We start from the raw sequence: 24,197 nt of genomic DNA, 5'->3' as shown, positions 1-24,197 counted from the left end.
AAACACCATGCACGCACTCGTCATCGGTGGGACAGGCATGTTGGCTGATGTGTCGCTTTGGCTTGTGCGGGAAGGATATCATGTGTCCGTCATCGCCCGCCGCCGCGCACGGATGAAGCAGCTCATCGACCGCACTGGACAGATGGCATCCATCACCCCGCTTCTTGTCGATTATCGCGATCAAAAAACGCTATGTTCTTTGATTTGCCAAACGATCAGAAAAAATGGAACATTTGATCTGATCATCGCGTGGGTGCATACGGATGGAAAGCAGGCGTTGCCCACTGTCATCGAAAAAAATAGCGGACATCCCGGCCCTTGGCGGCTGTTTCACGTGCTTGGCAGCCGCGCCGATCCAACCGAGATGAAACAGAAACTCTGTTTGCCTGCCGCTTGCCTGTACCGGCAAGTTCAGCTCGGCTTTGTTGTGGAAGAACGTAGTTCGCGCTGGCTCACCCATCAAGAAATCAGCGGCGGCGTCATGGACGCCATTCGGCGCGATGCACCGTTTCATCTTGTCGGCACACTAGAGCCATCCAAGAAACGACCGCGTTAACGGGAAGCGCCCTCTCGGGACGAACGAGAGGGCGCATTGTCTCCCATTGCTGCGGATGACTTCACGACGGAAGCAGTTCGACATAATCGCCGGTTTTCAAGCCAGCCGCGTTCGCTTCATCCGTGTCAATGTGCATATCTAACGCAAAATCTTCGCTGACGCGGACAATGACTTCATCGAAAATGAGCGCCCGTTCCCCTTTCGTTTTCACTTTCACCACCTGTTTATCGCGGACGCCGAACGTCTCGGCATCTTTTGGCGTCATATGAATGTGCCGCTTGGCAATGATCACCCCTTTGTCCACGGTCACCGTCCCCTTCGGCCCATGGATGGTGATGCCCGGCGTCCCGTCAATGTCGCCGGATAAGCGGACAGGCGGCGCGACGCCGAGCTTGAAGCTGTCGGTTTTCGAAATCTCAAGCTGAGTAAGCGAACGGACCGGGCCGAGGACGCGGACGTTTTCAATTTTCCCTTTCGGTCCTTCGACCGTCACCGTTTCCTTGGCGGCAAACTGCCCGGGCTGTGACAGCGGCTTGAGCACCGCCAGCTCGGCACCTTCGCCGAACAGCACGGCCATATGTTCTTTCGATAAATGAATGTGGCGGTTGGACACCCCGACAGGGATCATCATAGCGATCTCTCCTTCTTTACGGTATTGTGTTCTTTTATAACGTATCCAAATGCGGCCAAAATTAAGAGACTGACTAATCGTCAGTCTCCGTTGTTACAGGCATGTTTCGCTCCATACCCCAATTTTTTCAGCAAGGCGATCGCCTGTTCTTTTTCTTCCACCGTCAGCGCCGAAACCGTTTCGTGAATTTTTTCTGCGTGTTCAGGGAAGACGCGTTCAATAAATTGCCGCCCTTCATCGGTGATTGAGGCGTACGTGACGCGCCGGTCTTTTTCACAGGCGCGGCGGATGATCAGCCCCTTGCTTTCAAGCTTGTCGATGACATAGGTGATGCTTCCGCTGGCGAGCAAAATTTTTTCCCCGATTTGCTGGAGCGGCTGATCACCTTTATGGTATAACAATTCTAACACCGCAAATTCGGTCGGGTTGACTCCGAACGAGTGAATCGATTTGTTCACTTGATCGCTGACGGCGCGATACGCCCGCGACAAGACAATAAATAATTTCAACGATTGGGCGAGTTCCTGCTTTTTTTGTTCCATGACATCCAACCCTTTTCCATTTTTGACCGTTTCTTACTTGCATTATACTTGAGCGGGGAACGGACAGGCAACCGTTTTAGTTGGCCGCTGCTTATTTTTCTCGCCAATGTCTTTCTGTTTCGCTATCATAATTTATTATACAGCTGGCGCTTGGGCGATTGTCACATTTGCCCAAAACAATCATATGAAAAAATAAAAGATCGTAAGGGGGGAATTCGATGAGTGAGGTGTTGATCGGCAGCGTGTTGTCTGCACTATCAACCGGGCTTGGCGCCGTGCCGATTTTGTTTATGGCTAAATCGCTCACCCACCAATGGCGGGACGTGCTGCTGGCATTTTCCGCCGGCATTATGATGGCCGCCTCGATGGAAAGCCTCATCCCCGAAGCGCTGCGGTCCGGTGGCTTTTGGGCGCTTGTAATCGGGCTGGCGGCGGGGGTGCTCGTGTTAACGCTGCTTGAGATGACCGTTCCCCATATCGACTTGGAGCATACGAAAAGCGGCTTGCAATTTGATGAAAAAGCGATGCTCATCATTGCCGCCATCGCCTTGCACAATTTGCCTGAAGGGCTGTCGGTCGGGGTAAGCTACGCCTCGGACAGCGCTTCGCAAATCGGCAATTTGATCGCCTTGGCCATCGGTTTGCAAAATGCGCCGGAAGGATTTTTAGTCGCCTTGTTTTTAGTCAATCAACAAATTGGCCGCTTCCAAGCGTTTTTCATCGCCACCTTGACTGGAGCGGTGGAAATCGTCACATCCCTTCTCGGTTTTTATTTAACCTCCCTCTTTCGCGGTTTAGTTCCATACGGATTAGCATTCGCCGCCGGGGCGATGCTGTTTATCATTTACAAAGAGCTCATTCCGGAAAGCCACGGCGACGGAAATGAACGGACATCGACATATGCATTCATCGTTGGGATTTTGTTTATGATTTTTTTAACACAATCGTTTTAATGGAAACACCCCGCCGCCTGTATATGGCAGCGGGGCGTTCTTGTTATTGGACGGCTTCCTCTTTTTCTTCATACGGATGGGCGACCCAGCCGGACGGGTCGATGAACAGGCGGACGGCTACGACTTGGCGGTCGTCCATGAGCGTAAAATAGTGCGGATTCCCTTCCGGCACGGAAATGACATCGCCGGCTTCCAGCTCGACGTCAAAATAGCCGGTCTCTTTGTCGCCTTTGATGATGAAAATGCCATGGCCGGCCGTAATGGCGCGCACTTCGTCTTCCGTATGGATGTGCACTTGTTCAAATTTTTTCAGCAGTTCATCCAAGTTCGGCGTCGCGTCGGACAGAGCGACGATATCCCACGTTTTGTAGCCGCGGCGCGCCGCCAAATCTTCAATTTCATCTTTGAACGCCGCTAAAATTTCATTTTTTTCTTCATCCGTGAGTACGTATTTGTCACGCAAATGCTCCGGCAGTTTGGCAATGTCCCAATGCTCGTACAAGACGCCTTGGCTGTTTAAAAAGGCGCGCACATTCTCCTCTCCTGTAATCACTTCACCTGTTTTTCTCACTTTGATGACGGCCATGTCAAAATCCCCCTTCTAAAAGATGTATATTAGCCAACCGGCAGGCCGGCCCGTTGCAGCAGCAGCCGCTTCACCTGCCAGCGGAACAAAAACTCCCACGCTTCCAAATGTTTTTTCGCTTCAAACGCCGTTCGTCCCCAGACGGTAATACCGTGGTTGTGGATCAACACGGCGCCCGCATCGCCATGAATATATGTCGAAAACTGTTGAGCCAACGTCGGGATGTCGGCGTAATTGTAAATGATCGGAATGCGCACTTCGGCATTTTCCTCCCAAATGCCGAACGCCTTAATGATTTCTTGTCCGGAAAAGACCGCCTCTCCGTTGGCTGCGTACACATCGGAAATGATGTTGTTGTCGACCGTGTGAACATGCAAGACGCAACCAGCGTTTGTGCGATTGTAAATTTCCACATGCAGCAGCGTCTCCGCTGATGGCTTTAAATGTGTTTTCTCCGCTGGTCGGCCGGCGGCGTCAACGAGCAAGAAGTCCTCATCCGTTTGCTTCCGCTTATCCTTGCCGCTTGCCGTCACCAAAAACGTCAGCGGATCGTCCGTCACTTTAATCGACAGATTGCCGCTTGTCGCGAAAAACCAGTCGCGGGCGGCGAGTTCGGCTTTCACTTCCGCAAGCTCGTTCCACTTTTTCACGACGATGCTCATACGATCACCGTTACAGAAAACTTACAAGACTTTATAAGAAACTTATAAAAGTCTATGTTTCCTTCCTTGTTCATCGCGCCCGATTTCGCGAAAAGCTACTCTCGTTTGCTTGGCGCTCCGAAGGCTTCACTTCCCCACTAACGTATGGGTACATGTTGTGCTTTACTTGGCATAGTTTTTCAAGTTGATGCTCGCGTTGAGGTCGCGATCCATTTCTATCCCGCAAGCTTCACAGCGGTACGTTCGTTCGGATAGAGAAAACTTCTCTTTTACATGACCGCAACGGCTGCACATTTTGCTTGACGGATAAAAACGATCCGCCACGATCAACTCGATACTATGCCATGCACATTTGTACGTCATTTGCCGCTTGAACTCGTGGAATGTTTGTTGTTGAATCGCTTTCGATAGCTTCCGATTTTTTAACATGCCGTTTGTGTTCAAGTCTTCCATCACGACATACGCTGGCTTGGTTTTCACCAACGTCGTTGTGATGTGGTGGGTATAGTTTAGCTGGGTATTTTTTAGCCTTCGGCGTTTTTTCAAAACAAGGAATTCTAGTTTCTTGATGTTTTCCGTTTTTCTGTAACGGAATTCACCTCCTTCTGTTTGGATTTTGTTCATTTCATATTTTCTCGATATTTTTCTTTGCATTCGTTTGATTTGTTTTTCGAGCATTTTCACTTGAGGCATGTGATGGATGTTTGGAAACGTCATCCCATTGCTGACGGTAACGAACGATTTTACTCCCAAATCAATGCCGATGCCTTCGCTGTACGTTTCATGTTTCACTCCCGCTTCCTCTACACCGACCGTTAAAAACCAGTTCATCCCGTCAAACACGATGCGCGGATTGACGTATGTTACATGTTTTCCGTACGGAATACGTCCTCGTTCCGCCAAACGAATCCAATTCAATGTTTGCTTGTTTTTTTTCTTAGATGGAGTGAGTTTTTCTAGTTTCACGTGCGTGTCGGTCACTTTGATTTTGGCGGTGTCTTGATAAAAACTTGGGCGTGTTCGCTTTTTTGTTTTAAACTTCGGAAACTTCGCCCGTCCTTCAAAAAAGTTTTTGTAGGCTTGACACGCATCTTTAATTGCTTGTTTTGTGATGTTGTTTGAGAATTGATTGAGCCAACTGTACTCTTTCGTTTGTTTGAGCTGCGTTAACCTTTTTCTTAGTTCGCCATCACTTAAAAATTGACCACCTTGTTTATCATTTTCTTGTTGTTGCGCTAATGCAAAGTTATACGCCCATCTGGCAACACCTGCGCATTGAAATAGCTTCGTCTTTTGCTTATTGTTAGGCAGAAGCATAACTTTGTAAGTGCGAATCATCTTCTCCCAGCCCCTTTTTCGCCCCTTCTTTACTTTGCTTCCGCTATAAAACCATCATCAGATTTTTATACATATTTATAGATTTATCACGAACAGTTAAACGCCTCCATCCGCTGCAACGCATCAATCACGTCAAAAAACGTCGCAAACGGCGCATGCGGCAAGCCGAGCGCTCGGCATTTTTCGAGCAAAAAGTCGCGCGCCAGCACGTAATCCGCTTGCTTCGCCACCGCTAAATCCGTGATCGAATCGCCGATGACGACATGGTACCCGTCCGGGCGGGCAAGCTTGCGAAGGAGCGATGGCTTGCAGCAGCCACAGCCGTTTTGGCACTCACCGTCGCATGCATGCGGCCATGTAATGCGAATCGTCTCGCCGCTGAAATCGGAGCCGTTGCAAAAAATGCGCTCCGGTTCAATGAGCCCTTCAAGGAGCGGATAGACGAAAAAATCGATGCCGCCGCTGACGATATAAAGAGGGATTCCCCGCTCTTTCGTAAACGCGACAAACTCTCGGAATCCCGCGCGCAACCGGGCGGTGCGCCGCAGGAAATCCACAATTTCATCCTTCAACGTGGACGGAAGGAGGGAAAACATCTTCCCGACTCCTTCCTGAACGGAAATGCGCTCAGCGAGAATGTCGTCTTTTAACGCCTCCCACTCCGGCGGGGCGAACTGTTTCATAATGGCGATGATGTTGTCGTTTTCCGTAATTGTGCCGTCAAAATCGCAAAAGAGAACGAGCTGTTTCGTCATGCTTCCACCTCAACGACGCCCCAGCGGTCAATCGCTTTTTGCAGCGCTTCGTTTTCTGCTGCCGCCGCGCGGAGCGGACGGCCGGCCAGCACTGCGTCGATCGCCGCGCGAAACGCCCGGCCGCCCCCGATCGCCCCGTCCGGATGGCCGTGGATGCCGCCGCCGGCATTGACGATGCTGTCAAGGCCGAAATCGCGGACAAGGAGCGGCACCAATCCGGGATGAATGCCAGCCGACGGCACCGGAAACGCCCGGGCAAACGGTTCTTGTTCATCCGTCAACGCCTTGGCGATGCCGAGCGCCTGCTCGCGCTCCAAGGCGACGCTGCCGTACGGCGACGGGAACAGGACGAAATCGGCGCCGGCGAGCCGCAAAAGCTTTCCAAGCCAAAGCGAAGGCGCCACCCCATAAAATTCGGACGGCGTAACAGCGCCGCTAAACGCCGGGTGAGCCATAATCGGCAACGCAATCTCTTCATCCTCGCGCAACGCTTGCAGCACGTCAAGCCCGTAAGCGAAGACGTTAAACAACAGCACATCAGCGCCAAGCTCAGCGGCTCGTTTCGCTTTGTCCTTTAACGCAAACGTTTTGCCGGTCAAGTTGACGGCATAGAGCGTCCGCTTGCCCGTTTGTTCATACACTTCTTGAAGCGCCGCCTTGCCCTCGGTGATCCGCTTTTCAAACGGAAGAAGCTCGCTGTCAAACAAAATTTCATCGTCTTTGACTAGGTCAACGCCGCCGAGCGCCTGTTTTTTCAATTCCGACGTCAAGTACGCCAAATCACGGCCGATGATGCCTTTAAAAATGCTCATCAACAGCGGGCGGTTATGCACCCCGACTTTGTCCCGAATGCCGTCGATGCCAAAGCGCGGCCCGGGAAACTGTTGCTTCCATTCATCCGGAAACTCTAAATCAAGCAGCCGCACTTCCCCATCAAGCGACAATTTTCCGAACGTCGTCACCAACAGAGCCGACAAATCGGCGCTGAAGTTGACCGTCGGGTAGGCGATTTTCACGATCGCCCGCTTCAGCCGCTTGCCGAAATAGACGTTCACCCGCTCGCTTTCTCCCAGTTCTTCGACCGCAACGACTTCCCCTTTATGTTTGCGGAGCTGCTCTTGCTCTAATGCCGGCAAGTCGGTCCACGTGCCGACCGTCAAGCCGAGCGCGATCCCTTCCGCCTTTTTCCGAATGTCTTTTTCATCATGAATCAAATACGTTGCAATCACTGCACTCATCGTCCATCCCTCTTTCAATGCAACGAAATGAAAAAGCCTCTTCATTAAGAAGAGGCGTCACTCATCCATGGCGCTCTTCTTATCTCCCAGCGTTTCCGCTGCAAGAATTAGCACCGTGCTTGGCGCGCGCCAAGCCGGTTGCCGGGCTTCATTGGGCTCGTCCCTCCGCCTGCTCTTGATAAGAAAGCCTGCTCGTTTATGCACTTGTCAAACGATTGGCAAATTTACTTTGAATTATGACATCACCGATTGGCATTGTCAATCATTTTTCAAAAATTTTTTCAAACAATCCGAGGCGGCCGATCCGCTCCACCGCTTCGCGAAGCCGCGCTTCATCAGTCAAGAGGCCGACGCGCACATATCCTTCACCGTGAGCGCCAAAACCGATGCCTGGGGCGACGGCGACGTGCGCCCGCTCAAGCAGCACGTCAGCAAACTCGGCGGATGATAAGCCTTTTGGCACCGGAAGCCAGGCGAAAAACGACCCGGACGGCGCCGGCGCTTCCCAGCCGATCTCGCAGAGCGCAGCGATGAACGCGTTGCGGCGCGCTTCATACAACGCGACAAGCTCCGTTACGCAATCTTGCGGACCGAGGAGCGCGGCAGCAGCCGCTTCCTGAACAGCTCCGAACAAGCTGACGTACAAATGGTCCTGCAAGAGCTCAAGCGCCTGAATGATCCGCTCGTTGCCGACGGCAAACGCGACGCGCCAGCCGGCCATATTGTATGTTTTCGAAAACGTATAAATTTCGACGCCGACGTCTTTCGCCCCATCGGCTTCCAAGAAGCTGACCGGTTTTCGGCCGTCAAAGCCGATCGCCCCATAAGCGAAATCGTGCACGACGGCAACGCCGTATTTCCCAGCAAACGCCACCGTTTCAGCGAAAAATTCTTTTGTCGCCGTTGCGCCGGTCGGATTGTTCGGATAGTTTAAAAACATCAGCTTCGCCTGGTCGGCGACCGACGCCGGAATGGCTTCGTAGTCCGGCAAAAAGCCGTTTTCCGCCAAAAGCGGCATCATTTCCATCCGCGCGCGGGCGAGCGCGATCCCCGACCAATAGTCCGGATAGCCCGGATCCGGGACAAGCACCACATCACCCGGATTGACGAGGCAAAGCGGCAGCTCCACAAGCCCGGCCTTGCCGCCGAACAAAATGGCCACTTCGCGGGCCGGGTCGATCTTCACCCCGTATTCACGCGCATAAAACGCGGCGATGGCTTCTTTCAAAAACGAATAGCCTTGAAACGGCGAATATCTATGATATTTCGGATTGGCCGCCGCCCGCTGCACCGCTTCGACAATATGTTTGGGCGTCGGTTGGTCCGGATTGCCTTGCCCCAAATTAATCACGTCGCATCCAGCCTTTATTTTCGCCCCGACTTTCGCGACAAGCGAGGCGAAAAATTGTTTCGGCAGCTGCTCAAGCAGTGCAGAAAAAGGAATTTCGATCGTCATGGCCCACACCTTCTTAAAAATTCTTGAAATTCTAGTGCAACATCATATATCGTAAAAAGCAAAATGTAAAGCAAAATTTTTTCGTTGAGGTGAAAACACAATGACGATCCGCATCGCTTGCCTCCAGCTTGACATCGCATTTGGCGACCCGCACGAAAACGAACGGCGGGCCGAACGCGCCGTGGAATCCGCCGCGAAGGACGGTGCCGACATCATCGTGCTTCCAGAATTATGGACGACCGGCTACGATTTGAAGCGCTTAGGTGAGATTGCCGATGACAACGCCGAACGGACGAAAGCGTTCGCCTCCCGCTTGGCGCAAACGTACGGCATCCATTTCGTCGCCGGCTCGGTCGCCAAAAAAACTGCAACCGGCGTGACGAACACGATGATCGTTGCAGACCGGAGCGGTCAAATCGTCAATGAATACAGCAAGCTCCATCTGTTCCGGCTGATGGATGAACATTTGTATTTGCAGCCGGGAAGCGGCTTAGGCTTGTTTTCGCTCGACGGGCTTTCATGCGCCGGGGTCATTTGCTATGACATCCGCTTTCCGGAGTGGATTCGCGCCCATGCGCTGGCTGGGGCGGAAGTGCTGTTTGTCGTCGCCGAATGGCCGCTTCCCCGCCTCCATCATTGGCGAACGCTCCTGATGGCGCGGGCGATCGAAAACCAATGCTACGTCGTCGCCTGCAACCGAGCGGGCCGCGACCCAAACAACGTCTTTGCCGGCCATTCGCTCGTCATCGACCCATGGGGCGAAGTGATCGCTGAGGCGAGTGAAGAGCCCGGCATTCTCGCGGCCGATATTGATCCCGCGCTCGTTGCGGACGTCCGTGCGCGCATCCCGGTGTTTGCCGACCGCCGGCCGCATGACTATGAAGCGGCAAAAAAATTTTTCAAAACGTATTGACAATCGATTGATCGACCATGTATCATTCGAATCAAGCAGCCAAATGATTGTCAACATCGTGAAAATTGCCAAAACTGAATATGCGAATCGGTACTCTTATCAAGAGTTGGCTGAGGGAATTGGCCCAATGAAGCCCAGCAACCGACCGTAATGCTATCGTGAGATAGGGCGCACGCCGCAGAGCGGCGCCGGAAGCGTCATGCTTCCGCAGGGCACGGTGCTAAGTCCAACAGAAAGACATCGGTCTTTCTGAAAGATAAGAGGCGCGAAGAACGTAATGAATCTTCAAGCCTCTTTCCGTATGCGAAAGAGGCTTTTTCATTTTTCGCACACTAAAGGGGGAATATGAAAATGACGATCGTCCAATCATCTGTGTATGAACCGCTTACCGAGCAAAAGGCAACCGCCCTCGCCGTCCGACTCGGCTTATTCCGCGACGGGGCGCCGCTTGCATGCCGCGAGATCGGCGACGGCAACTTGAACTTAGTGTTTCATATCGTCGACCAAGAAACAAAGCAAGGCGTAATCATTAAGCAAGCGCTGCCGTACGCGAAAGTCGTCGGCGAAAGCTGGCCGCTTACGTTAAAGCGCGCCGTCATCGAAAGCAACGCGCTGCGCACATTCGCCAGCTATGTGCCGCAATACGTGCCGAAAGTCTACTATTCTGACGAATCGCTCGCCATTACGGTGATGGAAGATTTGTCCCGCCTGCAAATCGCCCGCAAAGGGTTGATCGAAGGAAAAACGTATCCGCTTTTGTCCCAGCATATCGGCGAGTTTGTCGCCAAGATGGCGTTTTATACGTCTGATTTCGGCATGAACCAGCAAGAGAAAAAGAAATTGGCGCAAAGCTTCGTCAATCCGGAACTGTGCAAAATCACGGAAGACCTCGTCTTCACCGACCCGTTTTTTGACCGCGACACGAACAACTTTGAAGACGAATTGCGCCCGGACGTCGAAACGCTTTGGGGCGACGACCGCCTCCATCTCGAAACGGCAAAGCTGAAGCGCAAGTTTTTAACCGAAGCCGATGTGCTTTTGCATGGCGATTTGCATACCGGCAGCATTTTCGCCAGCGATGACGAAACGAAAGTGATTGACCCGGAATTCGCCTTTTACGGCCCGATCGGGTTTGACCTCGGCCAATTTTTTGCCAATTTGCTGTTAAATGCGTTGTCCCGCCCTGAATTAGAGCGCCAGCCGCTCTTTGAGCACGTCGACCGGACGTGGAACGTCTTTGCGTCCGTGTTCTCGGAGCTTTGGCGCACCGAAAGCGTTGAGACATACGCCCATACGCCCGGCTTGCTTGAAGATGTGCTGCGGCAAACGTTTGTCGATGCTGTCGGCTTCGCCGGCTGCGAAGTGATCCGCCGGACGATCGGCCTTGCCCATGTGGCGGACCTTGACGGCATTGAGCAAAAAGAGGCGCGCCTTGCGGCCAAACGGCATGCGCTCCGCCTCGGCCGCCGCTTGATCATTGAGCGGGCTGAGCTGACAGGAACGGATGGCTTCCGCCGGCTGTTCGCCGAAACCAAGCAGTAATGCCATTCGATCCGGCCCGCCGGCGACGGGCCGGACAAACGAACAACGCCAAAAGAAAGGAAGACAGCAATGAGCACATTTGCCATCCCGCGCTCAGTCGAATGGCGCGAGACGCATGTGACGATTTTAAACCAACAAAAACTTCCAACGGTCACGGAATATATCGACTTGCACACCATTGAAGACGTATATGACGCGATCGCCACGCTGAAAGTGCGCGGGGCTCCAGCGATCGGCATCACTGCCGCCTATGGCTTGGCGCTCGCCGCTTCGAGCTATGACACCGAGTCGGTCGATGAATTCCGTCGCCGCTTAAAACAGGATCGCGACTACCTGGCCGGCGCCCGCCCGACCGCCGTCAATTTGTTTTGGGCGCTTGACCGGCTCGTCGCCGCTGTCGAAAACGCCGTCTCCATCAACGAGGCGAAAACGACGCTCATCCATGAAGCGATCCACATTCAAGTCGAAGATGAGGATGTGTGCCGCCGCATCGGTGAACACGCCTTGTCGCTCTTTCAACCAGGCGACCGGGTGATGACGATTTGCAACGCTGGCTCAATCGCCACCGCCCGCTACGGAACGGCGCTCGCTCCGTTTTATTTGGCGAAAGAAAAAGGGATCGAGCTGTCCGTCTACGCCCTTGAGACGCGGCCGGTGCTGCAAGGGGCGCGCCTGACTGCGTGGGAGCTGATGCAAGCCGGGGTCGATGTAACGCTCATTACCGACAACATGGCGGCGCAAACGATCAAAGCGAAACAGATCAACGCCATCATCGTCGGCGCCGACCGAATTGCGCGAAACGGCGATACGGCGAACAAAATCGGCACGTTCGGCCTCGCCTTGCTCGCGAAATCGTTCGGCATTCCGTTTTACGTCGCCGCGCCGCTGTCCACAATCGATCTGGCGACGAAAACAGGGGAAGACATTCCGATTGAAGAGCGCCATCCGGACGAAGTGACCCATCTCGCCGGCGTGCGCATCGCTCCGGAAGGCGTTCATGTCTACAACCCAGCGTTTGATGTCACACCAAATGAACTGATCACCGCCATCATTACCGAAAAAGGCATCGTCCGCAGCAACTATGAAACGGCGCTGCCATCGTTATTCGCAAAGGAGGAGCACCATGAAACGGTTTAAGGTCTCATCTTTTCTTATCCTGCTTATCTTTGCTGTTTTCTCGATCTTAGCCGGCTGCACAAACGAGCAAGATGCTATGAGCTCCAAGCCAGCCAACGCAACGAAAACAACAAACGACAAAGCAGAAACGACATCCAGCCACTCGACAGCAACGAGCGGGGAGCAGACGGCCGTTCCGGAAAAACTGAAAAAGCCAGTGAAAATCGCCGCCATTATGCAACTGTCCATCGGCACGTTCTCCTCGCAATACATCGCCGGGGTGAAGGAACAAGTGCAAAAGTTCGGCGGCGAAGTGCAAATTTACAACGCCGACAACGATTTAACCAAAATGGCTTCATACGTTGAGACGGCCATTACCCAAAACGTCGACGCCATTTTGCTTGACCACGGCCGCGCCGACGCGCTCGAAGGCCCGGTGAAAAAAGCCGTTGCTAAAGGCATTCCGGTCGTGGCGTTTGACAACGACTTGAACATTCCAGGCGTTACCGTCATTGACCAAGACGACTACAGCCTTGCCTGGAAAACGCTAAAAACGCTCGCCGAAGATTTAAACGGGGAAGGCAACATCGTGACGATTTGGGTCGGCGGCTTTACGCCGATGGAGCGGCGCCATGTCATTTACGAGGCGTTCAAAAAACGTTACCCGAACATTAAAGAAATCGCCAAATTCGGCACGGCGAGCGCCAATACGGCTTTGGACACGCAAACGCAAATGGAAGCGATTTTGAAAAAATATCCGAATAAAGGCGATATCGACGCTGTCTTCGCGACATGGGACGAATTCGCCAAAGGAGCGACGCGCGCCATCGAGCAAGCCGGGCGCACGGAAATTAAAGTGTACGGCATTGATTTAAGCGATGAAGACTTGCAAATGATCCAAAAACCAAACAGCCCGTGGGTCGCGACAACGGCGACGGACCCGGCAGAAGTCGGCCGCGTCCAAGTGCGCTTTGCCTACCAAAAAATCGCTGGCGAAAAAACACCGAACATTTACTCGCTCGAACCGCACTTAGTAAAACGGTCCGACCTTCCGGACAAACAAGTGTCGATGAATGAGCTTTCGCAATACATCCCGGGTTGGGGGCAATCGAATGTGGCCATCTCGCCGTGGATGAAAACGTTGGAAGCCCAGGTGAGCCAAAAATGAACGGCTTGTCGATGCGGGCCATTGAAAAGTCGTTTGGCGCCGTGCGCGTGCTTGACGGCGTGGACTTCGACGTCCGTCCGGGCGAGGTCCACGCCCTTTTAGGCATGAACGGCGCGGGCAAAAGCACGCTCATGAACATTTTAGCCGGCGCCATTCCGCCTGACGCTGGTACCATCATGATCGACGGCGCCCCGCGCACGTTTTCATCGCCGCGCGAAGCAAAACAAGCCGGCATCGGCCTCGTCGTTCAAGAAGTCGACACGGCGCTGTTTCCCGGCTTGCCGGTGTACGAAAACTTAGCAGTCGACGAACTTGCTGATGTGAAGCAACGACCGATCCGCTCGTTGCGTCAAGAAAAAGAGCGGGCCGCGGCCCTCCTCCGCCGCGTCGGCCTCTCGATCCCGCCGACTCGCCTTGTGCGCGACTGCTCACTCCATGAAAAGCAGTTGATCGTGCTGGCGAAAGTATTGTCATCTGACGCGCGCTACATCATTTTGGACGAACCGACCGCCGCCTTGAGCGAGGCGGAAACGAAGCGGCTGTTTGCCATCATCAAAGAACTAAAGAAGCAAGGCGTCGGCTTTACTTATATCTCTCATAAGCTGAAAGAAGTGCAGGAGATCGCCGACCGGCTGACGATTTTGCGCGACGGCCGCGTCGTCTACCATGGCGCCGCCGACAGCCTGCCGCTTGAAGACATCGTTCTTCATATGACCGGAACAAAGCGGGCCATGGCAGTGAAACAAGCGCGCACGTACGGAAGCGACATCGCCTTCGCCGCTCGCAGGATCGCGATCGACAAAACCGGGACAACGGTCGACCTATACGCCCACCGCGGCGAAATTGTCGGCATCGCTGGCCTCGTCGGCGCCGGCAAGACGGAGCTGGCAGAAAGCCTCATCGCCCACCGGAAAACGTCCGGCGAGTGGGAGATCGATGGCAGACGCTATTCGTTCTCATCGCCCTATGAAGCCATCGACGCTGGCCTTTGCCTCATTCCGGAGGAACGACGCAAGCAAGGGCTGTTTCTGCCGGAAACGGTGAAAACGAACTTGACCGTCCGCCTCCTTTCCCGTCTGTCGCGCTGGCAATGGATCAGCCGGGCAAAAGAAACGGGGGAGGCAAATGGGCTCGTCCGCTCGCTCGGCATTCATCCGCCGTCGATCGCCACTGCCGTCCGCCACTTGAGCGGCGGCAACCAGCAAAAAGTCGTTATCGGCAAATGGCTGAACACGAACGCACGTGTCTTTTTGTTCGACGAGCCGACGAAAGGAATCGATGTTCACGCGAAACAAGACGTGTTTGCCATTATCCGCTCCCTTGCCGATCAAGGGAAAACGGTGCTGTATTTCTCGAGCGAATTTCATGAGCTGCTCGAAATCTGTGACACGATCTACATTATGGCGGACGGCCGGCTGCTTGCCCGCCTGCCGGCCGCTGAACTGACGTATGAACAGCTTGTCTACTATTGCAGCGGAGGTGAGATCAATGAGCCAGCCAGCCGTTTCCGCAACGCCGTCGAAAAAAACGGCGCCGTCCCTTCTTGACTTTTTGTATAAACACGGCACCTTGTTGGCCATTCTCGCGGTGATCGCCTACTTCGGCATCACGCAAGACCGGTTTTTCACCTATGAAAACTTCAGCGACATTTTGCGTTCGATTTCGATCGTGACGTTGGTAGCGATCGGCATTACGTTCTCGCTCATCGTCGACGGCTTCGACTTGTCCGTCGGCTCGACGGTCAGCCTCGCGACGATCGCCAGCGCGGCGGCGCTCGTTTTATATCGCCAAGAAATTTTCGTCACTTTGCTCGTGCCGCTGTTGCTCGGCATTGCCGTCGGGCTCTTGAACTCCTTGTTGATCGTCAAATTCAAGCTGCCGGATTTGCTCGCTACTTTAGCGACGATGTACGCCATCAACGGCGTGCAGCTTACCTATACGAAAGGATTTTCGATTTACAACGACATGCCGTTGCCCGACGGCGGCACTGCGCCGGGCAAGTTTATTCCTTCTTTTTTATTTATCGGCCAGGGAGAGCTGTTCGGCGTGCCGTTTTCTGTCTTGCTTATGCTGTTTGTCGTCATCGCTGCTCATTTGTTTTTAACGTACACGAAACCCGGCCGCCTCTTTTACTTGACCGGGGAAAACCGCGAGGCGGCAAGGCTCTCCGGCATTCCGGTCAACCGCTACCGGACGTACGCGTATGTCGTCAGCGGCTTTTTCGCGGCCTTAGGCGGCATCGTCCTTGCCTCGCGCATCGGCACTGGGCAAGTGTCGGCCGGCGCCTCGCTTTTAATGGACAGCGTCGCCGCCGCCTACATCGGCTTTTCCGTTTTTGGCGCCGGCAAGCCGAACGTCATCGGCACATTGTTCGGCTCGATTTTAATGGGCGTGTTGTTGAACGGTTTGACGATGATGAACGTTCCGTATTACGCCCAAGACATCATTAAAGGCGTCATTTTAGTCGGCGCCCTCGCCTTGTCGCATTGGCAAAAAAAATAACGCCCGATCTCTGCCCTCGTGGATGACATCCTCGGGGGCAGAAGCGTTTTTCCAAGGAAGCGGTCAGTTCCTTCCTTCTCGCTCGCCTGCTCCATGCAGCGTCCGCATACAACGCCTTCCAAACCTTTGCCTGTTCCGCGAACGCAAGAGCGTCATCTACTTATAGCGCCACTCAAGCTCGAGCAGCTTCTCCTTTACATCGGTGCGGCTTCCAGCATAACCGACTAGAGCGCCGTTTTTGCCAATCACGCGATGGCACGGAACGAGAATCGACAGTTCATTCGCCCGGTTTGCCTGCCCGACGGCGCGCACCGCTTTCGGGCGGCCGATTTGCGCGGCGATGTCGGCGTATGTCGCCGTCTCGCCGTACGGGATGCGGCAAAGCGCCCCCCACACCTCTTCTTGGAAGGCTGTTCCCTTCCACTTCAGCGGCAAATCAAATGCCTGGCGTCGTCCGTGGAAATACTCATCCAGCTGCTCAAGCGCACGTTCAAGAAGCGGCGACCGGCTTTTGACAGCCGGATGTTCGCCGGCGAACGCGCGCCATTCTTCTGGAAACAGCTCGACTTTCACAATCGCTTCGCCGTCGGAGGCGATGTAAATGTCGCCGAACAGCTCTGAGCGGTATACTGCATATTCAATCGTCATCGTCGTCCTCTCTTTCCATTCGTTCGATCGGCAGCGTGATATGGAACGTCGTGCCGACGCCGACTTCGCTTTCCACTTCAATTTTCCCTTGATGCTCTTCAATGATTTTATAGCTGACCATCAAGCCGAGGCCGGTGCCGCGCTCTTTCGTCGTATAAAACGGCTCGCCGAGCTTTTTGATTTTATCTTTCGGAATTCCGCATCCTTGGTCGGTGATCGAGATGCGCACATAGCAGTCAGCGCGGACGATGCGCACCGTAATATCGCCGCCTTTCGGCATCACTTCGATGGCGTTTTTCAAAATATTGATGAACACTTGCTTCAGCTGGTTCGACTCGCAATACACCGGCGGCAGCCCGCGCTCGAAATCGGCGATGATTTGCACGTTGTGCATCATTGCTTGGGCGCTGATCAAATCGATCGTATCTTGCATAATTTTGCAGATGTCGTTTTGCCTATATTGCACTGCCTGGGGCTTGGCCAAGACGAGAAACTCGGTGATGATCGACTCAATCCGCTTCAATTCCGACATAATGACATTAAAATACATCGAATAGTCGCCGTCAATGCTTCCTTGCAACAGCTGGATGAAGCCTTTGAGCGCCGTCATCGGGTTGCGGATTTCGTGGGCGATGCCGGCGGCCAGTTCGCCGACGACGTTGAGCGTATCCGACTTGCGCAGCTGCAGCTCCATCTCTCTGCGCTCGGTCACATCGCGAAGCATCATCATCCCGACGCCAGGGATCACTTCCTTTTTCAGCGAAAACTCAATGATTTTCCCTTTCTCCTTATCGAAAAATTCAACCTCGCCGCTCGCCTCTCCGGTGCGCTGGCATTGTTGAAGCAGCTTATTGAGCTGGCGGCGCGCCTGCTCCGGAACGAGCTCGGCCACCGTCCGGCCAATCAGCTCCTCCTTTTCGACGGAAAAGATGCCGCAGACAACCGGATTGGCGTCGATGATGCGATGCTGTGCATCCCAAAGCAAAATGCCGTCCATCGCATGGTCGAAAATACTGCGAAATTTTTGCTCGCTTTCGCGCAGCTCGCTCTCAATTTTCCGCCGCTCGCTCACATTCCGGAAAATCGTCAAGTGGTATCCGTCGATTGCCCCTTTTTTCATTGTAAACTCAAGCTGCTTATCTTCGCCGTTGGGCATATGGAACGTCAGCTCATCGCGAATTTCCCCTTTGCGGCGGAACTCGGTGAAAATGCGTTTCACCTTTTCGTCCCCATAGTCGACAAAGTCAAGCAAATTGCGGCGCACAAGCAAGTTCAGCGGCAGTTCAAACGTCCGGCTCGCCGCCGGATTGGCGTTCAATATGTAGCCGAAATCATCCCAAATGAGAATCGCCTCATGCGCTTGTTCGAAAATGGCCCGGAACCGTTCTTCGCTTTTTTGCAGTTTGATCTCCATGTTTTTCCGTTCAGTCACATCGCGCATGATGGCCATGTAAAAACCGCTGTAGACGTTCGAAGTCGCCGTCAGCTCAAACATTTTCACCGTTCCGTCCGGGCGGACAAGCGACAGCTCGCCCTTGGCCGTTCCCTTTTCTTTCACTTCCGCGAGCAGCCGGGCGAACTCGTTGGCGCATTCGCGGGCGACGAACTGCTGAAACGACAAGTTGAGCAGCTTTCCTTTTTCCAAGTTCAAGCTCATCGAAAACGCCGGATTGACATCGATAAACCGCCCGAATTCATCGAAAATGACGATGCCATCAACGGCGCGGTTAAATACGTCGCGAAACAAAAACTCATGGATGATGCGTTCGCGCTCAAGCGCCTTATGGGCTGAGATGTCGCGCATCATGACAAGGTCAAATTCATCGAACACATCCTTTTTCATCGAAAATTCCACATGCTTCACTTTGCCGTCCGGCAGCTTGATGAGCAGTTCGTCGCTGAACGAACCGAACTTTTGCAGCATCGAGCGCTGAAACAATAAAATATCGGGCGGTACGAGCTCAAGGAACGAAGAAAACGAACGGCCGATCAACGAAAACTTATCCATCTCAAACAACTTGCACGCCGCTTCGTTCGCATCGACAAATTCGCCGTTTTTATTTAAAATGACGATCGCATCGAGCGACCGCTCGAAAATGATCGAGTAGCTGTTCAATCGCTCTTTTAGCCGGCGATTTTCCTCTTCAAGCAGCCGCACATCCGGCGACGCATTTTGTTCTTCCCTAGGAGAAAGGCTTTGGGCCATATCCATCTCTCCTTGTCTATTCAAACCATTCCGAAAATATATATTCGCTGTGGAAAAATTTACTCCTCCCTTAATTTACGAAGATTTTTTAAAATTCTTTTCCGCAATGTTCGACAAGTTTTTTATCTTTTTCGTTTGGCGAAACTGCATTATAATGATAGATTAGTTACGCTGATCAAAGGGGTTTTGCTGCGATGAACATCGTCTGTACAACATTAAATGCCAAATACATTCATATGAATTTGGCCATTCGCTATTTAAAAGCATACGCGCAGCCAGAGTTTGACGTCAAGCTTGTTGAGTATACGATCAAAGACCCAGTGCTGAACATTGTGACCGATTTGTACCAACGCCGTCCGGATGTCGTCGGTTTCAGCTGCTACATTTGGAATATTGAAGAAACGATTAAAGTCGTCAAGTTGTTGAAAAAAGCAGCGCCGAGCGTCATCATCGTCGCCGGCGGCCCGGAAGTGTCGTACGATGTGCGTGAATGGATGGAGCGGGTGCCGGAGTTTGATTTTATCGTCATCGGGGAAGGGGAAGAAACGTTTAAACAGCTGCTTTTTGCCTTAGAAGGCCGCGGAGAACTGGCACAGGTCGCCGGACTGGCATTTCGCGACGGAGAGCGCATCGTCGTCAATCCGCAGCGAAACAAACTGCGTCTCGCTGACATGCCGTCGCCGTTTCGCTTTCCAGAAGATGTTCCGCAACTTCCGAACCGGATCGTCTATGTCGAAACGAGCCGCGGCTGCCCGTTCAGCTGCCAGTTTTGCCTCTCCTCGATCGAAGTCGGCGTCCGCTATTTTGACCGTGAAAAAATCAAGGACGATTTACGCTATTTAATGAAGCACGGGGCGCGGACGATCAAATTCGTCGACCGAACGTTCAACATCAGCCGCAGCTATGCGATGGACATGTTCCGCTTTTTAATTGACGAGCATGTGCCGGGAACCGTGTTCCAGTTTGAAATTACCGCCGACATTATGCGCCCGGAGGTCATCGAGTTTTTAAACAAGGAGGCGCCGCCCGGGCTGTTCCGCTTTGAAATCGGCGTCCAGTCGACGAATGACGAAGTGAACCGTCTCATTATGCGCAAGCAAAACTTCACCAAGTTGGCGCGGACGGTGACAATGATCAAAGAAGGCGGAAAAATCGCCCAGCATTTGGATTTGATCGCCGGCCTGCCTGAAGAAGACTACAACTCGTTTCGAAAAACGTTTAACGACGTGTTCGCCCTTCGTCCGGAGGAACTGCAGCTTGGCTTTTTGAAACTGCTGCGCGGCACCGGGCTGCGCCTGCGCGCCGAAGAGTACGGCTATGTGTATATGGACCATGCGCCATACGAAGTGCTCGCCAACAACGTCTTGTCGTTTGATGACGTCATCCGCATCAAGCAAGTGGAAGACGTGCTCGAAAAGTATTGGAACGCCCATCGAATGGACGAAACGATCGAGTACTTGGTGACAGACGTCTTCCCATCGCCGTTTGACTTTTTCCAGCAGTTTGGCGCGTATTGGGATGAGCGCGGCTGGGCGCGCATCGGCCATCAGCTTGAGGATTTATTCCGCCGCCTGCATGAGTTTTTGCGTACGTACGCGCCGGATGCCTTGCCTGTCGCCGAATCGCTCATGAAATACGACTACTTGCGTGGACAGAAGTATAAGCCGCGCAAGCCGTGGTGGGAGGAAAAAACGGACAAATCAACGCGCACGTCCGTCTACCGCGCGCTGCTTGAGCGCCCCGAGGCGCTTGGGGAGGACTTTGCCGCCCTCGGGCTCGGGGAAAAGGAATTGTTTAAACATACGGTCGTTGAAATCGTGCCGGTCGATGTCGGGCGCTACGCCGCGAAAAAGCAACTTTCATTTGCGCCGACAGCCATCGTCGCCTATTTCGATCCGTCTGGCGCCGGCGCCACGTTGTTTTCTGCACCGCTGTCCACCCTGTCCGCCTCGGCATCTGCCTGACGTTCAAAAGCAGGGAGCATTTATTGTAAATATCCGATCCTTCACCTAACGCTAAAAAAGCAGGGAGCGTTATCCCTGCTTGTTTCGTTCCTTTTCATTTTCCTTCACCCGCTTTTGTTCCTCGCTCAGCCAAAGCGGCTCGTGAGCGGCAAAATCGCCCCATTCAAACGCCATTTCCTCATTTACGGGCACGGATCGCTCTTTCCCTTTTTTACCCATCGCCGCCTCCTTGGCGCCCTTTTTTCGAATTGCGGTTTGCGCCGCGGATCATATCTTCCTCACCGGCGTACTGAGCCGCAAATTCGGTGTCCGGCAAGCTTTCCGTCGGCGTTTTGTTGTTATTTTTCGCTGCATCAAATTTTACTTTCCGCTTCATCATCGTTTCGCCTCCTCCTCATCAACCGTTTTTCGCTCATAAGCGACAAGCACAATTTCTTCCCCCGTTTCTTCGCGCAGTTGCTGTTCAAGCTGCTGGAGCTGGCGAAGCGTCCCGTCCTGAAGGCGGGCGACTGGAAATGCAACGTTAGCCACCTTCCCCCTCCTTCCGCATTTTTTCATATCGTGTCTCCCCGAGGAGGGCTTTATGCATCGCTATGGCTTCAACACTACCTCAATGCAGCCGTCTTTCTTTAAAATTTTTGGGTCGGGCATTTGTTTGACAGCTATGTCTTTAATGCCTTGGTACGTTACCGCTTTCATTTCCTTCCTCCTTCGTCCGTTTCTGGGTGAATGAGCACAAAAGCGAGAATGCCGCCAAGCAGGGCGAGCCCCGCGAGCAAGAACAGGAGCGGGCCAGAACCGTTTTTCATCAGCCATGCCGCCAACGGCGGGCCGGCGGCCACTCCGATAAAGCGAAGCGAGCTGTAAAACGACGTCACCGTCCCGCGTTCGTTTTTCTCAATCCCTTCCGTAATCAAGGCATCCAAACACGGAAGTGCGGCGCCGACGCCGATGCCGGCGGCGGAAAACAGCACCATCCAAAGGAAGAGGGACGGATAAAACGGAATGGCAACCAACGCGGCGGCCGCTAAAGCGCAACCGGCGATCGTTCCCCATTTCATTCGCCTTTTCCTGTCGCCGATCGCCTTCCCCGCAGCAAATGAAGCGAGGCAAAGCGCCCCAAGCGGGATGGCGAGCATCCATCCTTTCCCCATCCCATCGATGCGATAAACATCTTCAAGGCGGCTCGAGAGAAAAAATAAGAAGGCAAACAGCACAAGCATTAACAAGCCGCCGATGGCAAAAACCCCGACAAGCCAGCGCCCCTCGCGGCGGAAAATCGCCTTCACCGCCGCTATAAAGACCGGAAGCGGCTCCGGCTGCTCCCGCCGCGCCGGCGCTTGGACGGACCAAACCATCATCGCCGCCGACACAACACAAAAAAACGGAAACGAAAAAAACGGCAAAAACCAAACGATGCCGGCCAGCATCGCTCCAAGAATCGGACTGAGCACTTTGCCAAACGTGTTCGCCGTTTCAATCGTCCCTAAACAGCTGCTTGCCGCCTCATCATCCGGAAACAAATCGCCAACAAGCGGCAAAACAATCGGAAACGCTCCAGCTGCCCCGAGCCCTTGCAGCATGCGCCCGGCAATCATCCATCCGTATGGATCATTCATTCGCCAAGCGGCCCACCCGGCCAGCCCCCCGCCAGCGGCTGCCAACAAGAGGCTCGGAATGATGACGTTTTTCCTTCCGATTCGATCGCTTATATATCCAGCCAACGGAACGAACAAAATCGCCACAATGGAATACATCGTGATCAACAAGCTAGATTGCAGCGGCGTAATGCCGAGCTCTCTTTCCATCACCGGCAGCACCGGGATGAGCATCGAATTTCCCAACGTCATAACGAGCGGAATCGAAGCGAGCGCTGCCACCGCCCATCCCCGCCTAACCCGCTTACCCGCCTGTTTCGGCAGCCGCACTGTCCATTCCATCGCTTCGGCTCCTTTCTGTTAAAGTCTAGAAAGCCGGTAAAAAACAACTGTTTTCCCTAAATCGCTTGGTTATCGTGTGAAGAGAGGAACAGGTGTTATAAGGTTTTTCAATTTGAGAAACGTCCCTGTTGATCCGCATGTTCTGTTCAATCACCGGCCTTCTAGATTTCCAACTATATGATGTACATTTTTTCGCACTGCATGCGGCATAAAAACGGCCAGAATGTATAAACAGGCGGTCTTACTCACTAGCTGGCTGATCTCTGGCACATGAAAGAATTGAAAAAACCATTCGCGTGTTGGCTTTCGCTCCCTTTAATTCCCATCCATACCCCGCCAACGGTTCACTCATACTAATGATGCCACACCTAAACATGATCAAAGGAGGAACGAATGATGGCACGTGGAAGCAACAAGCTGCTTGTTCCAGGCATTGAACAAGCGTTGGAGCAAATCAAATACGAAATCGCCCAGGAATTTGGCGTGCAGCTGGGAGCTCACACCGTCTCACGGGCCAACGGCTCGGTTGGCGGAGAAATTACGAAACGGCTTGTCGCCCAGGCGCAAAGCGAGCTGGCAGGCCGAAAAACGGAATAAAGCCGAGCGGAATCACTCGGCTTTTTTCGTTTTGGAATCCATCGCTTTCGAATGGCGGTGGACATCAGACGTTCGGCAACCCTTCGACTTGCCGCTGTCGTCCCTATCCGCCCTTTTCTTTTCATAATGAGCGCCCGGCCGCGATGGACGGGCAATCCCATGATTTTTCGGTTTCGAACGGCTCTCTTTTTCAGGAGAAAAGCTCCCTTGGGGCGGGTCAGAATGTTTCTGTTTGTGCGTCGGCTGTTTTTCGCTTTTCGATGGCTTCGGTTTTGACTCGTTATCGTTCTGTTTCGTTGGCGGCTGTGGTGTCGTTTGTTCTTTGGCCGCTGACGTTTTGTTTTCTTTTTTTCTGCCCTTAGCCTTATCTTTCCAATCTTCTCCTTTCCGACCGTTGTCATGTGCCGAACGGACAGATGCCGGTGCAGCCGGTTTCACCTTTTTCTCGATTTGCAATAGTTTTCCGGTCGTCATTCCCCGTTTGACAGCCTGGTTGCGCACTTCCATCGTACTGTTGGCCGTGGTAATGATAATCCGGTCATCCGCCACTGACCGCTGAATTTCCGAGAGCGCGGCAGACAACTTCCGAGCCGAAGAGGCGTCGTGCTCCCTCTCCACCGTCGTAATCAGCACTTCCCCGCCTTCCTTTTCCACGTGTGAGCGTAAGTGGGGATGAATCGGTGTCTTTCCTCATCGATCTTCCTCTTGCATCCAAAAAACAAAAGGTGTAAAATAAACACGAACAGAACGTTAGTTCCCTTTGATAGGAGGGAAAACCATGCACAAAGCCTATCGCTTTCGATTGGATCCCACACGAACACAAGCGGAGCTCATCCACCAAACGATCGGATGCTGCCGGTTTGTGTACAATCACTTTTTGACCG

General features: G+C 53.3%; 26 protein-coding genes, 1 pseudogene and 2 riboswitches. Of the genes and pseudogenes, 11 read left to right on the top strand and 16 right to left on the bottom strand.

From position 1 onward, the window contains the following. Positions 1-7 precede the first annotated feature (7 nt). Positions 8-556, top strand: a complete 549-nt coding sequence (locus GJ1_RS02880) for a short-chain dehydrogenase (protein WP_066228207.1) — start codon at positions 8-10, stop codon at positions 554-556. A gap of 61 nt (positions 557-617) precedes the next feature. Here the strand turns inward: GJ1_RS02880 and GJ1_RS02875 are convergent, their stop codons facing one another. Together GJ1_RS02875 and GJ1_RS02870 are read right to left on the bottom strand one after the other, a co-directional pair. Then, positions 618-1,187: a phosphate propanoyltransferase gene (locus tag GJ1_RS02875; protein ID WP_174520093.1), complete on the bottom strand. Its 570-nt coding sequence runs from the start codon at positions 1,185-1,187 to the stop codon at positions 618-620. A gap of 80 nt (positions 1,188-1,267) precedes the next feature. Next, positions 1,268-1,729: a MarR family winged helix-turn-helix transcriptional regulator gene (locus GJ1_RS02870; protein ID WP_066228204.1), complete on the bottom strand. Its 462-nt coding sequence runs from the start codon at positions 1,727-1,729 to the stop codon at positions 1,268-1,270. A 218-nt stretch (positions 1,730-1,947) separates the two neighbouring features. On the opposite strand from GJ1_RS02870, the gene GJ1_RS02865 reads away from it, so the two are divergent. Continuing rightward, positions 1,948-2,682 carry a ZIP family metal transporter gene (locus tag GJ1_RS02865; RefSeq protein ID WP_066228202.1) on the top strand — a complete coding sequence of 245 codons (735 nt, stop codon included), beginning with the start codon at positions 1,948-1,950 and terminating at the stop codon, positions 2,680-2,682. 43 nt (positions 2,683-2,725) lie between these two features. On the opposite strand, the gene mtnD is transcribed toward GJ1_RS02865, so the two are convergent. The 6 genes from mtnD to GJ1_RS02835 form a co-directional block, all read right to left on the bottom strand. Next, positions 2,726-3,268: an acireductone dioxygenase gene (gene mtnD, locus GJ1_RS02860; protein WP_033011862.1), complete on the bottom strand. Its 543-nt coding sequence runs from the start codon at positions 3,266-3,268 to the stop codon at positions 2,726-2,728. 29 nt (positions 3,269-3,297) lie between these two features. Next, positions 3,298-3,930, bottom strand: coding sequence for a methylthioribulose 1-phosphate dehydratase (locus GJ1_RS02855; protein WP_066228199.1), 633 nt, complete (start codon positions 3,928-3,930; stop codon positions 3,298-3,300). Between the two features lie 162 nt (positions 3,931-4,092). Continuing rightward, on the bottom strand, positions 4,093-5,268 hold the full coding sequence (locus GJ1_RS02850; RefSeq protein ID WP_066228197.1) for an RNA-guided endonuclease InsQ/TnpB family protein: 1,176 nt from the start codon (positions 5,266-5,268) through the stop codon (positions 4,093-4,095). An 86-nt stretch (positions 5,269-5,354) separates the two neighbouring features. Beyond that, positions 5,355-6,023 (bottom strand): 2-hydroxy-3-keto-5-methylthiopentenyl-1-phosphate phosphatase, encoded by a 669-nt coding sequence (gene mtnX / locus GJ1_RS02845; protein WP_066228195.1) that lies wholly within the window; start codon positions 6,021-6,023, stop codon positions 5,355-5,357. Further along, entirely contained in the window at positions 6,020-7,261 is a 1,242-nt protein-coding gene (mtnW, locus tag GJ1_RS02840; RefSeq protein ID WP_066228192.1) for a 2,3-diketo-5-methylthiopentyl-1-phosphate enolase, read from the bottom strand. The genes mtnX and mtnW overlap by 4 nt, the downstream gene beginning before the upstream one ends. A gap of 76 nt (positions 7,262-7,337) precedes the next feature. Next, positions 7,338-7,446, bottom strand: a riboswitch (SAM riboswitch). Positions 7,447-7,523: 77 nt separating this feature from the next. Beyond that, on the bottom strand, positions 7,524-8,717 hold the full coding sequence (locus GJ1_RS02835; RefSeq protein WP_066228189.1) for a pyridoxal phosphate-dependent aminotransferase: 1,194 nt from the start codon (positions 8,715-8,717) through the stop codon (positions 7,524-7,526). A gap of 100 nt (positions 8,718-8,817) precedes the next feature. On the opposite strand from GJ1_RS02835, the gene GJ1_RS02830 reads away from it, so the two are divergent. The 6 genes from GJ1_RS02830 (at position 8,818) to GJ1_RS02805 (ending at position 15,958) form a co-directional block, all read left to right on the top strand. Next, entirely contained in the window at positions 8,818-9,630 is an 813-nt protein-coding gene (locus tag GJ1_RS02830) for a carbon-nitrogen family hydrolase (protein ID WP_066228186.1), read from the top strand. A 93-nt stretch (positions 9,631-9,723) separates the two neighbouring features. After that, positions 9,724-9,893: riboswitch (SAM riboswitch) on the top strand. An 88-nt stretch (positions 9,894-9,981) separates the two neighbouring features. Further along, positions 9,982-11,172 carry an S-methyl-5-thioribose kinase gene (mtnK, locus tag GJ1_RS02825; protein ID WP_066228183.1) on the top strand — a complete coding sequence of 397 codons (1,191 nt, stop codon included), beginning with the start codon at positions 9,982-9,984 and terminating at the stop codon, positions 11,170-11,172. A 69-nt stretch (positions 11,173-11,241) separates the two neighbouring features. Beyond that, a complete protein-coding gene (mtnA, locus tag GJ1_RS02820) occupies positions 11,242-12,309 on the top strand; it encodes an S-methyl-5-thioribose-1-phosphate isomerase (RefSeq protein WP_066228181.1) in 1,068 nt (355 codons plus the stop codon). Continuing rightward, positions 12,296-13,456 (top strand): sugar ABC transporter substrate-binding protein, encoded by a 1,161-nt coding sequence (locus GJ1_RS02815; RefSeq protein WP_066228176.1) that lies wholly within the window; start codon positions 12,296-12,298, stop codon positions 13,454-13,456. The genes mtnA and GJ1_RS02815 overlap by 14 nt, the downstream gene beginning before the upstream one ends. Continuing rightward, complete coding sequence (locus GJ1_RS02810; RefSeq protein WP_066228173.1) at positions 13,453-15,003, top strand: sugar ABC transporter ATP-binding protein; 1,551 nt, start codon at positions 13,453-13,455, stop codon at positions 15,001-15,003. Before GJ1_RS02815 ends, GJ1_RS02810 begins: the two co-directional genes overlap by 4 nt. Next, positions 14,945-15,958, top strand: a complete 1,014-nt coding sequence (locus tag GJ1_RS02805) for an ABC transporter permease (RefSeq protein WP_066228170.1) — start codon at positions 14,945-14,947, stop codon at positions 15,956-15,958. The genes GJ1_RS02810 and GJ1_RS02805 overlap by 59 nt, the downstream gene beginning before the upstream one ends. Positions 15,959-16,114: 156 nt before the next feature. Here the strand turns inward: GJ1_RS02805 and GJ1_RS02800 are convergent, their stop codons facing one another. Next, complete coding sequence (locus GJ1_RS02800) at positions 16,115-16,606, bottom strand: methylated-DNA--[protein]-cysteine S-methyltransferase (protein ID WP_066228168.1); 492 nt, start codon at positions 16,604-16,606, stop codon at positions 16,115-16,117. After that, positions 16,596-18,812, bottom strand: a complete 2,217-nt coding sequence (locus GJ1_RS02795) for a PAS domain-containing sensor histidine kinase (protein ID WP_066228165.1) — start codon at positions 18,810-18,812, stop codon at positions 16,596-16,598. Before GJ1_RS02795 ends, GJ1_RS02800 begins: the two co-directional genes overlap by 11 nt. 194 nt (positions 18,813-19,006) lie before the next feature. On the opposite strand from GJ1_RS02795, the gene GJ1_RS02790 reads away from it, so the two are divergent. Next, positions 19,007-20,776 (top strand): B12-binding domain-containing radical SAM protein, encoded by a 1,770-nt coding sequence (locus tag GJ1_RS02790; RefSeq protein ID WP_066228162.1) that lies wholly within the window; start codon positions 19,007-19,009, stop codon positions 20,774-20,776. 69 nt (positions 20,777-20,845) lie between these two features. On the opposite strand, the gene GJ1_RS18540 is transcribed toward GJ1_RS02790, so the two are convergent. The 5 genes and pseudogenes from GJ1_RS18540 to GJ1_RS02785 form a co-directional block, all read right to left on the bottom strand. Further along, positions 20,846-20,995 (bottom strand): hypothetical protein, encoded by a 150-nt coding sequence (locus GJ1_RS18540; RefSeq protein WP_167346079.1) that lies wholly within the window; start codon positions 20,993-20,995, stop codon positions 20,846-20,848. After that, entirely contained in the window at positions 20,988-21,152 is a 165-nt protein-coding gene (ykzP, locus tag GJ1_RS18250; protein ID WP_014195259.1) for a protein YkzP, read from the bottom strand. The genes GJ1_RS18540 and ykzP overlap by 8 nt, the downstream gene beginning before the upstream one ends. Continuing rightward, on the bottom strand, positions 21,152-21,307 hold the full coding sequence (locus GJ1_RS18535; RefSeq protein ID WP_167346078.1) for a hypothetical protein: 156 nt from the start codon (positions 21,305-21,307) through the stop codon (positions 21,152-21,154). Before GJ1_RS18535 ends, ykzP begins: the two co-directional genes overlap by 1 nt. An 81-nt stretch (positions 21,308-21,388) precedes the next feature. Then, positions 21,389-21,475, bottom strand: a pseudogene (locus GJ1_RS17540) (hypothetical protein); the annotation flags it as partial. Then, on the bottom strand, positions 21,472-22,716 hold the full coding sequence (locus GJ1_RS02785) for an MFS transporter (protein WP_066228159.1): 1,245 nt from the start codon (positions 22,714-22,716) through the stop codon (positions 21,472-21,474). The pseudogene GJ1_RS17540 and the gene GJ1_RS02785, both read right to left, overlap by 4 nt. 396 nt (positions 22,717-23,112) lie before the next feature. Here GJ1_RS02785 and GJ1_RS02780 point away from each other — a divergent pair, with 396 nt between their 5' ends. Beyond that, positions 23,113-23,313: an alpha/beta-type small acid-soluble spore protein gene (locus GJ1_RS02780; protein ID WP_066228155.1), complete on the top strand. Its 201-nt coding sequence runs from the start codon at positions 23,113-23,115 to the stop codon at positions 23,311-23,313. Between the two features lie 12 nt (positions 23,314-23,325). Here GJ1_RS02780 and GJ1_RS02775 read toward each other — a convergent pair whose 3' ends face one another. Then, positions 23,326-23,946: a hypothetical protein gene (locus GJ1_RS02775; RefSeq protein ID WP_245629328.1), complete on the bottom strand. Its 621-nt coding sequence runs from the start codon at positions 23,944-23,946 to the stop codon at positions 23,326-23,328. Positions 23,947-24,091: 145 nt separating this feature from the next. On the opposite strand from GJ1_RS02775, the gene GJ1_RS02770 reads away from it, so the two are divergent. Continuing rightward, positions 24,092-24,197 (top strand): helix-turn-helix domain-containing protein (locus GJ1_RS02770; protein ID WP_157068350.1); only part of this gene is annotated, 106 nt, incomplete at its 3' end.

It is taken from the genome of Geobacillus jurassicus NBRC 107829, assembly GCF_001544315.1.
Taxonomy (GTDB): domain Bacteria; phylum Bacillota; class Bacilli; order Bacillales; family Anoxybacillaceae; genus Geobacillus; species Geobacillus jurassicus.
This window is presented reverse-complemented; position numbering and strand designations above follow the sequence as displayed.